The following is a 13,126-nucleotide window of genomic DNA, read 5'->3' on the forward strand; positions in this document are numbered from 1 at the left end:
GCATATTGGTTACAGCCGTAGCCGTTTTACCGGTAAGCAGCCAGTCTATCAAGATAGCTACTATCGACCCTGTAAAATCTCTGAAATATAAATAAATCTGTTTTTAACAATCCAGCCTTTTGTTTTATCGATGAACTTCGTTAGGTTAGTTGTTTATTTTTCAGCAAGCCTTTTGTGTAATGGATATACAAATTCTTTGGATAATCATCGGTGCCATATTCATTTTTATAGGTGTCATAGGTTGTTTTGTGCCTGTTCTACCCGGCCCACCCCTGGCCTATATCGGGCTCTTAATGCTCCAGTTGCTGAATGAGCCAGCTTTCACAACGAGGTTTTTGCTCATCTGGGCTGCTATTACCGCTTTTGTCACATTTTTGGATTATGTTATTCCTGTTTACGGAACTAAAAAATTTGGGGGGAGCAAACGTGGTGTATGGGGTTCTGTTATTGGACTCATCATAGGAATTTTCTTTTTCCCTCCATTTGGGATTATCATTGGCCCGCTGCTTGGTGCATTGGTGGGCGAATTATCAGCCGGCAAAGCGTCATCGGTTGCCATCAGGTCAGCCATTGGATCTTTTGTGGGGTTTTTAGCAGGAACTTTGATAAAACTGATCGCGACAGGGTTTATGGCCTATTATTTTGTAGAGCGTCTTGTTTAACTGGCAGAAAGTATTAAAATTCCAGCGTTAGCTGCTGGCCGCCCGGATTTTCATCGGGTCGCGTTAAGTTAGATAAACCTACCCCCAGCAGGCGAACTTTTATATTATTGGTATCCAGGGTAGCCAATAATTCCCCGGCAGTTTTTATCATGGTGTCGAGATCGGTTATGGGGTTGGGGGAGGTTTTGCTCCTGGTGATTTGCCTGAAATCCGAAAACTTAATTTTCACGGTTAGGGTCTTGCCAAAAACCTGGTTTTTTTCCATCCAGCCATGAACATTTTCCGCAATGCCGGCGATAGCTTCCATCATTTCTTCCATACCGGTTAAATCCTCCTCAAAAGTATCCTCCGAACTGATGGACTTTCTGATCCGGTTTGGATTTACCTTTCTGTCGTCCTGCCCCGAGGCAATCTTATGATAATAGGCCCCCATTTTGCCAAATCTTTTGATCAGATTCGCTTCAGACCAATTTTTAAGATCCTTACCGGTGTAGATGCCTAACCGGTTCATTTTTTTTGCCGTGACTTTCCCAATACCATGAAACTTATGGATAGGCAATTTTTCCACAAAAGCTTCAGCCTCATCGGGCAAAATCACTGAAAGACCATCGGGTTTATCGAGGTCTGAAGCCGTTTTTGCAAGGAACTTGTTAATCGAAATCCCCGCCGATGCGGTCAGACCGGTTTTTTGTTTAATCCGTTGTTTGATTTCCTTGGCGATAATGGTGGCTGATGGTATGTTCTTCTTATTGGTTGTCACATCCAAATAAGCCTCGTCAAGTGACAATGGCTCTACTAAGTCCGTATAGTCATTGAATATCGTCCTGATTTCCAGAGACACCTTTTTGTACTGATCGAATCTCGGTTTGACAAAAATCAGTTCGGGACACTTTCTGGCTGCCACCACCGAAGGCATGGCTGAATGCACCCCAAACTGCCTCGCTTCATAGCTGGCTGCTGCCACAACACCCCGTTTGGAACTTCCGCCTACCGCTACCGGTTTGCCCCTTAATTCCGGATTGTCGCGTTGTTCAACCGATGCATAGAAGGCATCCATGTCAATATGAATGATTTTTGAGATCATGGGTAACGCCTGACAATGACCACCTCGCCATGATCATTCATCAGGTCTGGTCATGCAAAATCCTACCCAAAAGTAAAAAATAAACATAGCAAGCCATAACCTTCCCTGTAATTGATGGTATATATTGAAAAATTCTGGCTAAATTAAGGGGTAAATCGGGATTATTTCAGGTGCAATACCGTAAACTTTCGCAAGCCGTTTTTTTATAAATTCAGGCAGTCAGAAAACAGGGTTTAATGGTAAAATGATACTTAACGTTAAGAAATGAAAAAATCTAAAAAGCTTTTTTTGGTATTGGCAGGGCTGTTTATTTTGGTAATCCTTTACATCAGCTATGATATTGCTTCAAAAACCACCTACCCCGGCTCAAAAGGAAATCTAAAGGAACGTATCGCGCCTTCGGACACAACGAGCAACGATCCGGCTGAACAAGACTGAAAATTTCCCTTTCCTACGTGCTAACCCATTGCCACAAACCGGAATACATGCGTATCTGCGTTTTTTTCTGTTTTTTGTTAGTGAATAAGAAATCCCTAAATTAAAAACGTTGGGCCACCAATATTTAGCCCCCACACGGCACAACGACCACACGTATATCCCTTCCTATGAGAAGGTGTACATTCACACCCACACCCACACTCAAACTCACACTCCATTTCTGGGCGAGAACTAATTTTGGATTTAAATCGTTGTAAAATTATGATGTTGTAATTGTTTTTAATTCGATACTTCAGATTATAGTGGTATCAGGACTTAATTAATTTGTATGAACACTGACTTTACCAGAGGGTTACAGAGTGCCAGGGGATGGTTTTTGTTGACGGGGGTATTTATTGGCATGGGTTTATTGTCTTCGTGTGATAGTGATGACTCGTCAGTCGATTGCTCGGTTGTTAATATAACTGTCAATGCCAGCGTAGACAACGCAGATTGTCCGGAAGCGAACGGGAGCATTACTATAGCGGCTAATGGAGGAGGAGGAAATTTTGAATATAGCATAGACGGAACCAATTTTCAGGAGAGCAATGTATTTGCCAATCTTGAGAGCGGCAATTACACCGTCACCGCAAGGGATGGTGATGGTTGCAGCGCTGAAGCCGAAGCGGTGGTGGAATCCATCAGTGATGTCAATTTTACGACAGTCAGCAATGTCGCCGCCGGATGTGGGGGTAATGATGGTTCACTCACAGTGATTGCCTCCGGAGGAGACGGGAGCTATCGATACAGTATTGATGACAGCGGATTTCAGGCCAGCAATCAATTTGATAATTTATCCAATGGGCTGCATACAGTAACGGTCATAGATGGCAACGATTGCCAGACTTCAGGAGAGGGTTATGTAATCAGTGGGATTAGTTTTTCAGGCCAGGTTTCGGCCATCATTACTACTTACTGTGCTGTATCGGGCTGTCATGTAGCCGGTGAGCAGCAACCTGATCTCACGGTGTTTGCCAATATACAATCTTCGGCATCAGAAATAAGAAGCAGGACCCAAAGCAGAAACATGCCAAGGGGATCGACGTTGACTGATGAACAGATTGCTGCCATTGCCTGCTGGGTAGATGACGGGGCGCTTAACAATTGATTTAAGATATAGCTCAAAATTGTTTAAAAACAATTTTAAATGCCGGTATGTTCTTTCCGGGTTCCGGCATTTTTATTTTTCCAGAATTTCTATCTCTACCCGGCTGTTGAGACTTGATTTAGCTGAATTTAACGGGTAGAGGGTCTTTTCTCCACCCCAGCCCTTGATCTCGATCCTGTCCGGTAAAATCCCTTTTTCATTTAAATATCTGCTGATTATCTTGGCACGCTCCACAGAAAGCAATACGGCATCACCGTTTACGTAGTCATTTTTTGAGTTGGTCTGAAAATAGTTTTTATTTTTTTTGCCCATCGTAATAATCTCGCCTCTGAAATCACCATTAGTATGGCCGTGAATGCGGATTTTTATGTGGCTATTGTCACGCATGATAGACAACAATTTGTTTAAGTCTGATTCAGACGATTGTTGCAGGATGGCAGCATTTCTGTGAAATAGCAAATTATTAAAAATAATAATATCCCCGGTTTCAGCTTTTTCCATCTGTTCAATGGGATTTTGATGGGTCAAGGTCTTGTTAACGGAGGTGACAGTATCTTGGCCTGAATCAGTAAAACTGTTACCGGGATTGTCTTGTTCTTCTGCTATTTGTCCAATAATTGGTAATAAGGACGCATGATCGATAGCAGGAGCCGGGTCTTCAACCTTGACTGCAGGACGCTTTTTTTGCAGTTTGAGATGGGGATTTTGGATGGTTTTGCGTTCATTTTTAACCATCGGGGGTTGACTGCCCGGAAACCTGTCGAACTGGTGTTTGTAATACCATGCTTCCCTGAAATAGGGGTCGACCCTTAATTCGTGCAGCTTATTCAACGTAGTGTGTTTGTCATCTGATTTAAAGGCAAACACATAGTAGCTGTTTTTAATGGTATTAAAAAAGTAATCGGTGCTTTCTATAAAAAACCGGGCCTGACGGACATGTTTTATGGCATTTAACTCCTCCTGATAAGTCCCTATGATTACAAAGTAGGTAGTAAATGGCACTTCCCGATAGCCTGTTATACATGCGCCGTTGCTTTTGCCAACTATAAAAACCAACAACAGAAATAACCTCGGAAACAGCCGTTGATTGGGTTTGGTTTTTTTTGGTTTCACTTGTTTTGTGCGGTTTTAGCTACAGTTTTTGATTGTATCTGTGTTAAAAAATCTTCCTTTGAGGATCAATCAAATCTTAAGCAAACTGTCTGAACTTTTATTACATTCTCACACTTATGGCATCGAAAATAATATATTACCTATCGATTTCCAAACAAGTATCATTCGTGCAAAAGTTTGAAAACCCAAAAAATTGTACTTTATGTATATAATAGAAGATAAGCAAAAAATTTGGGATTTGATCCCGACTCACTTGAGCAGTCTAAATTGGCATGTACAATGAACAGTTCAGCTTTTTGCAGTTAATATTCATGAAAACAAATAGTTATACAAACCTTAGGGAAAGAAAGGCTTTTATAACAAACATATCTGCTTTTTAACATCAGCCTATCCATATGCCTGATGTGTGGAGAGATAGAGTTTTGCCGTTTATAAAGAGCATTAATTTTTGAAATACCTCGGCGGGCTATTTAAAAAGCCATTGCTAAACGCGTGTTGTAGTAAATCACGTTTAACAATGGCTTACTTAATCGGATAGTTATACTTCCCGTGAGGTCCTAGCCTACCTGCTGGCCGATTTCGGGATCAGGTCTGGGAAATTGCAAATGTACAATATCACCGGCCCTGTCAATGGGTAATTCATCCAGTCTTCCATATCTTCTTAAATCAATCCAACGATGACCTTCAAACCACAGGGAATACCTTCTTTGTTTCAGCATCTCATCGATCAATGACGGTTGATCGACCGTACCTGAAAAATTATTCAAACCATGCGTATTTCTGATCAGGTTCAGGGCATTCAACGCCTCAGTGAATCTGTTTTCCCGGATGTTGGCTTCTGCGTAGATCAGGATTAACTCTTCATTTCTTATCATGGGGATCGCATCTGTTTGAGATTGGTATCGATTAACATCATAGTCGCTACTCAGCCCTGCCTGTGTAGCGGGCCCCACATCAGGGTCGTCGATATCCCTCAAAGCGACTTTAGATAATCTGGTATCTCCCGGTTCTGCCTCATCGACCCATTCTTCCCGCGCTGCTCTGATATCTCCGGTGGCATTAAAGCCTATAAACAGTTGATTTAACTGGTCACCGCTGCTGGTGGAATATGAGTAAAAGACACCGTTATCAAAATCCCCGCTCATATCAAAAAAAGAATCCCCGATAATGGTCAGGGCCTCTGCATAGTTGCCACGGTAAACGGCCACTCTTGCTGCCAATCCCCGGTTAAATTGGTTAAAGGTTGAAGGGGCAGTAAAGTTCGTAAAACCTGAACTCAAGGTAAAAAGAAACTCGTCACCAGCCGCGTTTAATTCATTGTTAGCCTCATCTAATAGTGAAGCGATGGCGGTAAATGCTTCATCTTTGGAGACAAAAGCCCCCAGGTTATCGGGATCTGCCACATCAATCCTAATGCCGTTTTCATACTGAACATTCAAATTCATCAGTAATTCATGGGCAATGATGGTTCTGGCAAAACCCAAATAACCGTTTTTTTCTTCGTCACTAATGTCGGCGTTGGTACTATTGACAGCTTCTATCAGAATATTGGCATTTTTTATGGCCCGGTACCGGGCAAAATAGTTTCTGGTAGTATAAAAGGCATTATCGTCCAGGGCCCCGCCTCCCTGTCCTAACAGATCTGATACAAACCTGGGGTCTGAGCCCGAAAATCTGTAATACTCCCTGCCTATAATCCCTACATTATCAAAATAGATCTGAAGGTCGGTTCTCATTTCGGAAAGTGTTCCGAATACCTGGTTGTTTAACTGTGCGCTATTGGCATTTTCCAATACCCCGCCCAACGATGGACTGTTGGGATCCATTTGGTCGCTGATTTCGCAGGCCATAATTGATGAAAGTATCAATACGATGGTTATGATATTTTTATATCGTTTCATTTTTTTACGCATTAAGAATTAAAAGCCTATGTTAAGATGGAAAAACACCCGTCTCGAAGAAGGGAAGGGGGCTACTTCAACACCGGTCGAGATGCTGTTACTGCCGAAGTTTGAAACTTCCGGATCATAGCTGTTATAACCGGAGAAAAGTAACAGATTATTTCCGGAAACCCCAACCCTGACTCTTTCAACACTACCGTTGAAAATAGTCTTCAAAAGACTGGCAGGGAGCGTATAGTAAAGCGATACTTCCCTGATTTTAAGATAGGTAGCATCTTCGATAAACACAGTTGCGTTGTTTCTGTCGGTAAAAGCATTTATTCTTTCCTGACCATTGACCACACCGTCGCCATTGTCATCATCATCGAAGTCATGCGTAGTGCCGGCAAAATCTGCCAACAGGTTGGTGAGGTTTATGTTATCGCCTCCTTCTTTCCAATGCCAAAGCATGGAGAATTCAAACCGTTTAAAAAAGATAACATTATTGAACCAGGATAATTGAAAATCAGGTTCCGAATCACCTATTTTAGTTTCACCATCTGCCGCCGGAGAGGGGCCGACAATTTGAGTAGCTGAAGATCCCTCCTGAATTCTGAATATTCCCAGGAAGCTGGCAAAACCACCGTTTGGCGCGTCAAAGGCCGGTACATCGAGTCTTTCAACCTCTGACCGGTTCAGCCAAAAATTCACTTTGGAATTCCACTGAACTTTGGCCTGGTTGATAGGAGAGGCCTCGATACCGAGTTCAACCCCTTGATTTCGCAATCTGCCGCCATTGATATTTCTGAATTCAAAACCCGACGAGGTGGGAACTTCCGCCCGCAGGATCAAATCATCTACCAGGCGGTTGTAATAGGTAGCCTGCAGGGTGATTGTATTGTTAAAAAAACCCAAATCAAGCCCCGTTTCAAATTCCTTAGACCGCTCAGGCCTGATTTCACTATTGCCTCGTGTCCGGCCTATCAAAGAACCGGCATTTCCGTCAATGTTTGCACCTTCAAAAATGGTGAAGGCCGGTTGTTGCAGGTCAACAGGATCAGGAGTCGGCACTCCGCCTGATTCACCATAAGCCGCCCTTACTTTCAGTTGGCTGATTACGTTGGTGTTAAAGAGATCAAAATTATGCAGGTTACCGGCGGCAGAAAATTTAGGGTAGCCAAACAATTTATTAGGATCACCATTCAGAGATGACTTATCAGCACGGATACCTGCTGCCAGTATAATTTTGTCGCCCCAATTGGCCTCTTGCTGAAAGAAATAGCCGACGTCTTCAGTTTCCAGTTCCCTGTTGAAAACATTGATTGATCCCGCCTGCTCCAGATTGGTTTGACCGCCAATCAGTTGCGTGGCCTGCGTGGTGGATCGTTCTTGTTGAAATAATAGTCTGGCAGTTCCCAGTTGCGAGGTCAAATCCCAATCGGAAATACCTGTATTGAATACCAGGATCGCTGATGTGTTTACATTCAGAAAGTTGTGATCACCTCTTGAAAAGAATCCGTTGGTAGCGGAGGCACCCGCGATTTGCCATTGCAGGATTTCAGGAAAATGTACCTTTGTTTCGGTGGTGTAACTGTCTATGCCTCCATTTAATTGCAGTTTCAGGAAGGTGTTACGCTGCCGTATCAGGTTGATATTTAATTTGCCCCCGCCGATAAATCTGTTAGTGGTGGAATTTACCGTAGACAGATCCCGGGTTTGGAGAAAATTGGATGAGGCAAAAGGATTGTTGGGGTAGTTGCCATCTTCATCCGGAAATAAATCAGCTCATGGTGGGGTGTTCACCAAAGAAATACCTATTGAAACACCTGCATTGTCATTATTGGTAAGTGAACGGTCTGCCGATGAGTTGATGAAGTTGGTAGAAACGCCGAATTCAAATGCCTCTGAAATTTTATGGTCTATGTTGGCTCTTACAGTTCGCCTTTCAAAGCCGGTGCCCTTCACGATTCCTTCCTCATCTGCGATAGAGGCACCAACATAAAACTTGGTTTTTTCCGTGCCGCCTGTGGCGCTGATTCTGGTATTGGATAAAATACCGGTTTCACCGTATAATTCATCCTCATAGTCTATAAGCCTGCCATTGTCCCTGGCTGCCCTGAAGGCTTCCAGTTGTGCCGCAGGTACGTTAGCTTCGGTGAAGGTACGCTGTCCCAGGCTGTTTAATATGGAGGTAAACCCAATGTCCTGGGAAAAGTTAATGTTCGTTTTTCCCTCTTTCCCTCTTTTGGTGATAATGATCACTACCCCTGCATTGGCCCTGGCGCCATAAATTGCAGCGGCTGAAGCCCCTTTAAGTATTTCAATGCTTTCGATATCATTCGGATCCAGATCGGCAATTCTGTTAGCAGCGTTGTCTTGTTCGTCTGCTATTTCTCCATTGGTTCTGGATAAAGAAGCATTATTGGTGCCGGGAGAAACCGCAGAGTTGTCTATATACACCCCGTCAATAATGTACAATGGTTCCGAGCTGCCATTAATGGTGGTTACTCCCCGCAGCCTCATGGATATACCTCCTCCGGGCGCACCGGAATTGGCTACTATGTTGGCACCGGTTAATTTACCATACAACGCGCCATCAAGCGTCTGAGGGTTTGTCGAGCCCGTCAGGTCCTTGGCCGAAACGGTGGAGACCGCATTGGCCAGGTTACTTCTTTTGACTGTACTGGCTAACCCTGTAATTACCACTTCCTCCAATCTTGCGACATCTTCTTCCATCATTACATTGAATGGAGAGGATACATTGGAAAGAGGTATTTCCTGCGTCAAATAGCCGATGTAGGAAAATATTAAAATGCCGTCAGGGTCGTCCACGACAAGACTGAAATTTCCATCGGCGTCGGTAATCACTCCGGCCGTGCTGCCTTTGATGATCACATTAACACCAGCCAAGGTTTCGTTGCTGATTTTGTCTAATACTTTGCCACTTACGGTGACTTGTTGTGCCCAGGCCTTGGTTCCATAAATGGCCGTAAGTAAAATGATAAGATAATACAGATATAGGTTTTTCATGTTAGCAATGGGTTAGGTTGAAGAATATTTATTATTGAAGAATAATTATTAGCTCAATGACATTAATATCTAATCTATCATAATTATGGAAGTAAAGTTATACCCTGAAACAAGGGATATCTTATGATTTAAATGATTGGCTGAAAGGGTGTTAACGGGTTTTGACCAGGTTCAGGTACACGTTTTGTAAAAACTAACCATTAGTACGGTGTTAGCTATACAAAGTTCCTTAGTTTTGGAAATGTTCACTTATTGTATACCAAAAGTCATTAAAATTTATGCCTGGTACCGGAATTTGTTAACTTGCCAGGCATAGCTTGTGAAGAGATGTATGGTGTGATCGCCATACTATGACTGCGTGGAGAAACAGGTTTAATGCCTTAAACCCCAAAACGGGTTAAAGTAAATTGGGCTACTCCATTAAAGACATCCTTAATGCCTCGATATTTTTTTTTGAATTACCGATAAAAATTTGATTGTCAACGATAAAAACCGGTCGTTTTAAGAAAGTATATTCCTCCAGCATGTATTTTTTATAGTCTTCTTCCGTAAGGTTTTTATCCCTGAGCCCCCAGGCTTTGTATTTCATGGCTACACGGCTGAATAATGCCTCATAACTGCCTGCTAACGCTTTCATCTCTTCAATTTGTGCTTCAGTGATGGGTTGGGTCTTGATATCCTGTTTTTCAAAACCTCCCAGGGGCAATTCCCCCATGATCCTTTTGCAGGTGGTGCAGGTTGAAAGATAATATACTTTGTTGGCCATATTTACCGGATTACTTCTTTTTTACATAAATTAAAACAACGACAGCCAAAATTAAAAAGGGTATTAATATCCACATAAAAATGGTGTAATTATTTTTTTCATAAACCGGATCTGTGTTGCCTACCAGCATGGTGGCTGTCCAATAAAACGGATGTGCATAAAGTGCATTGTCAGCGTCACTATTCACGTAAGCCAGTTTTGCATTTCTTAAGGCTTCAGCCTTATTTTGTCCTTTTTGGAGGAATCGGTAGAAATTTTCCATTATTTTGACCATAGTACTGTCATGTACAGGCCATAAGGTGGTTACCACGCTTTGACAACCGGCATAGGCAAAGCTCCGGGCGAGGTTCATAAGGCTTTCGCCTCCTGAAAAAGCGCTACTTTCCGTTCCATGGATACTTAACACCACCAGCTCAGCGCCAAGATCCATACCATACAAATCTGAAAGATACAACTTGTAATGATCCCCGTTTTGAGATGATATGTCACTGAAACCGATCCATGAGTAAAGCGGTAAACTATCATGGGTTCCTGTATGAGACGAGATATGTAATATCCTGTAATCCGGTCCCATGGACTTGAATTTTGCTTTGGTTGCCTCCTGTGCCAACAGCACTTCCCCGTCCAACCGGTCCCGTATGCTTTCAACCTCACTTTTGCTCAATGGCAAATAAGCGAACCGGCTACTTTCCCGGTAAATGGGAGCTATACCTAAAAATGCCTGCTTTTCATTGGGTTGCGCCTGGTAGCCCTGGTTTTGGAGTAGTACATTTGCTGAAAAAGCATAACTTAAAGCATGACTTTTAATTAGATAAGGCAATTTCCTATAATTCAAATTGTTAATTTCTTTTTCCGACATTAAAATATCAAATGAAAGATACTCGAGTACACCGTCAGGAATGATCACAAGGTTTTCAGTTTTTTTATCTATTTTCAATGGACCGATCAGTTTTTTGTAAACGAAGCCGGCGAGTTTTCCCAAATCCCGAGGGCTTTGGGTCTCTATATCTTTACCATGCGCCAGGTCAATCAACTTCCATACGCGGTCTTCAAAAGATGCTTCCTTTTCTATTCTGACAAACCTGGCACTGTTACTGTCTATGAGCAGGCTATAGATGGCCTTTTCTCCTACAAAATACGTTATAAGGCTGCTGTTTTTGTCAGCCGCTAACTTCGTTAGATCACCTGTGCTTGCTGATGTTGTATAAGCATGCTTTAGCTTGTAATAGTTCGGAAATTCTTCTTTTAACCTCTCTTCAATTATGTGTAAATCGTTATCTGCACGATGTATTTTGTCTTGCATCTGTGCCATCAGGGAACTGTCTTTGTTTGACAGGAGCTTATGCGTCGATAACTGCTTCTGATAGTCGCTTTTCATAGATTTTAGCTGCAGCTCTTTGCTCAAAAGCCAATTGGGAATGTGAGCAAAATCCTTGATTTTAAGGTGTTTTACCGACTCTAAAAGCCTCATCGCCTTATGGTTTTCCATGATTTGTAAAGCCTCTTCCATGTAGATCGCTTCCTTGTCGATTTCGTATAACTGGTAAACAATCTCCAAAGCTTGTTCACTTCTTAAACGGCTTTTTGCCAATAACAACAGCATGGAAAACTCACGCCGGAAGTTCGTCGTCAACATCTTTTCCACTGCGCTTGTTAGCTGGTGATTGGCGAGGGCCAGGTTTAAGTACCTGGGCTCGGATGACTGGCTGTACCACAGTTTAAAAGCCCTGAATTTGCCATCTATAGCCTCAAAAATGCTGTTTTCCGAATATAATTGACTGGTTTCAGGATTTATTTCCGGATCGGATTCATCAAAATCAGGTACCACAGCCTTCAAAGCTTCATGGAAATACCTGAGTGACTGTTCCGGTTGGTTTTGCTTCAGAAAAAGCTCCCCCATGCCATTGTATATTTTGGCAATTTGCGGATTTTTGGTGGTTTCGCTGGCGAGTATGGCCATTTTTAGTGATTGTTGAAAATACCTGACTGCTACACCGAATTGTCCGCGGCCTGTGTAGATAACCCCGGACAAGTGATAGGCCCGGGACAAATTATCCCGGTTTTGGGATGTTGTATCACCGTTGTTGATGATGCGCTCAAATATTTCAACAGCCTCATTGGCGTTGATCATCGCCGGCCTGAGTTTTTTATCTTCATAATAAGCAGCGGCTAAGTTGACTTTCATGAGCCCCTGAGTTGATTTTCCAAGTTGAGGGAGTTCCAGGACGGACCGGTACTCTTCAATTGCCAAATTACGCTGATTTAATGCCCTGTAAATGATACTCAAATCATTAGCGGCCTGTGCTGCCGCATTGTTGTCACCATAACGAACACTTATCTCTTTGAATCTTTTAAGGAGCTTAATAGCCTCTTTATGGTCACCCAGCCTTGCGCAGATGTTTCCCAGCGGTTGGTACAAAAATTTACCGACGTAAAAGTCTTCATAGTTGCCGTTGTTTACCAGCTTTAATTTCGCAGACTCATAAATCGTACGCGCCGAGACTAAATCACCGAGTTGCTCATTGGCATAAGCTTTAAACAGGTGCCATTCCAGGAGGGCCAGCCGTTCATCTTCATTTCGAAATGAAGAAACCGGTTTGTGATAGGCGCTGTCCAGCCATTTAACGGCCTCATCATATTTTCCTTGTTTTATAAATAGGTCTGCAATGTTGTTAAAGGAATTGATATATTCATACAACTGATCATTTTGATAATACAAGCCTGCCACCTTGTAATGGTAATAGACCGCACTGTCAAACATCTGCTGCGCCTCAAAATTTGTGGCGGTCAATGCGAATTGTTGAATTGATGCCGTGGATGAATCTTTTTGAGCCATTAGCTCAAAACCGGCCATCAAAAACCATAAAAATGTCCCAATTTTGAGGACCTGACAACCTGTCTGCATAAGTTGCAATTACCCGTATGGATTTTTGGTTTAAAATGTGAAGGTAATATATTAAATTCATTCCATTATCCCATCAAAAAAAAAATGGGTGTAAGGCTTTT

The 13,126-nt window shown here is 42.6% G+C and carries 9 protein-coding genes and 1 pseudogene; 3 read left to right on the top strand and 7 right to left on the bottom strand.

Features of this window, described 5'->3' with window-relative positions:
- Positions 1-179: 179 nt before the first annotated feature.
- Positions 180-662 (top strand): DUF456 domain-containing protein, encoded by a 483-nt coding sequence (locus tag AC04NP_RS13315; RefSeq protein WP_482860252.1) that lies wholly within the window; start codon positions 180-182, stop codon positions 660-662.
- Positions 663-675: 13 nt separating this feature from the next.
- Here AC04NP_RS13315 and dinB read toward each other — a convergent pair whose 3' ends face one another.
- Positions 676-1,746 (bottom strand): DNA polymerase IV, encoded by a 1,071-nt coding sequence (gene dinB, locus AC04NP_RS13320; protein ID WP_482860253.1) that lies wholly within the window; start codon positions 1,744-1,746, stop codon positions 676-678.
- 264 nt (positions 1,747-2,010) lie between these two features.
- Here dinB and AC04NP_RS13325 point away from each other — a divergent pair, with 264 nt between their 5' ends.
- The gene (locus AC04NP_RS13325) at positions 2,011-2,184 is read left to right on the top strand and encodes a hypothetical protein (RefSeq protein ID WP_482860254.1); all 174 of its coding nucleotides are present in this window, start codon (positions 2,011-2,013) and stop codon (positions 2,182-2,184) included.
- A 328-nt stretch (positions 2,185-2,512) separates the two neighbouring features.
- Positions 2,513-3,331, top strand: a complete 819-nt coding sequence (locus tag AC04NP_RS13330) for a SprB repeat-containing protein (RefSeq protein WP_482860255.1) — start codon at positions 2,513-2,515, stop codon at positions 3,329-3,331.
- A 72-nt stretch (positions 3,332-3,403) separates the two neighbouring features.
- Here the strand turns inward: AC04NP_RS13330 and AC04NP_RS13335 are convergent, their stop codons facing one another.
- The 6 genes and pseudogenes from AC04NP_RS13335 to AC04NP_RS13360 all read right to left on the bottom strand — a co-directional run bounded on the left by AC04NP_RS13335 (position 3,404) and on the right by AC04NP_RS13360 (position 13,025).
- Entirely contained in the window at positions 3,404-4,444 is a 1,041-nt protein-coding gene (locus tag AC04NP_RS13335; RefSeq protein ID WP_482860256.1) for an OmpA family protein, read from the bottom strand.
- 557 nt (positions 4,445-5,001) lie between these two features.
- A complete protein-coding gene (locus AC04NP_RS13340) occupies positions 5,002-6,345 on the bottom strand; it encodes a RagB/SusD family nutrient uptake outer membrane protein (RefSeq protein WP_482860257.1) in 1,344 nt (447 codons plus the stop codon).
- Positions 6,346-6,363: 18 nt separating this feature from the next.
- Positions 6,364-8,070 (bottom strand): annotated as a pseudogene (locus tag AC04NP_RS13345) (TonB-dependent receptor domain-containing protein); the annotation flags it as partial.
- Between the two features lie 39 nt (positions 8,071-8,109).
- Positions 8,110-9,354, bottom strand: a complete 1,245-nt coding sequence (locus tag AC04NP_RS13350) for a carboxypeptidase-like regulatory domain-containing protein (RefSeq protein ID WP_482860258.1) — start codon at positions 9,352-9,354, stop codon at positions 8,110-8,112.
- 412 nt (positions 9,355-9,766) lie between these two features.
- Positions 9,767-10,120: an arsenate reductase family protein gene (locus tag AC04NP_RS13355; RefSeq protein ID WP_482860259.1), complete on the bottom strand. Its 354-nt coding sequence runs from the start codon at positions 10,118-10,120 to the stop codon at positions 9,767-9,769.
- A gap of 10 nt (positions 10,121-10,130) precedes the next feature.
- Entirely contained in the window at positions 10,131-13,025 is a 2,895-nt protein-coding gene (locus AC04NP_RS13360; RefSeq protein WP_482860260.1) for a CHAT domain-containing protein, read from the bottom strand.
- Between the last annotated feature and the right edge of the window lie 101 nt (positions 13,026-13,126).

It is taken from the genome of Agaribacillus sp. DX54 (genome assembly GCF_056858335.1).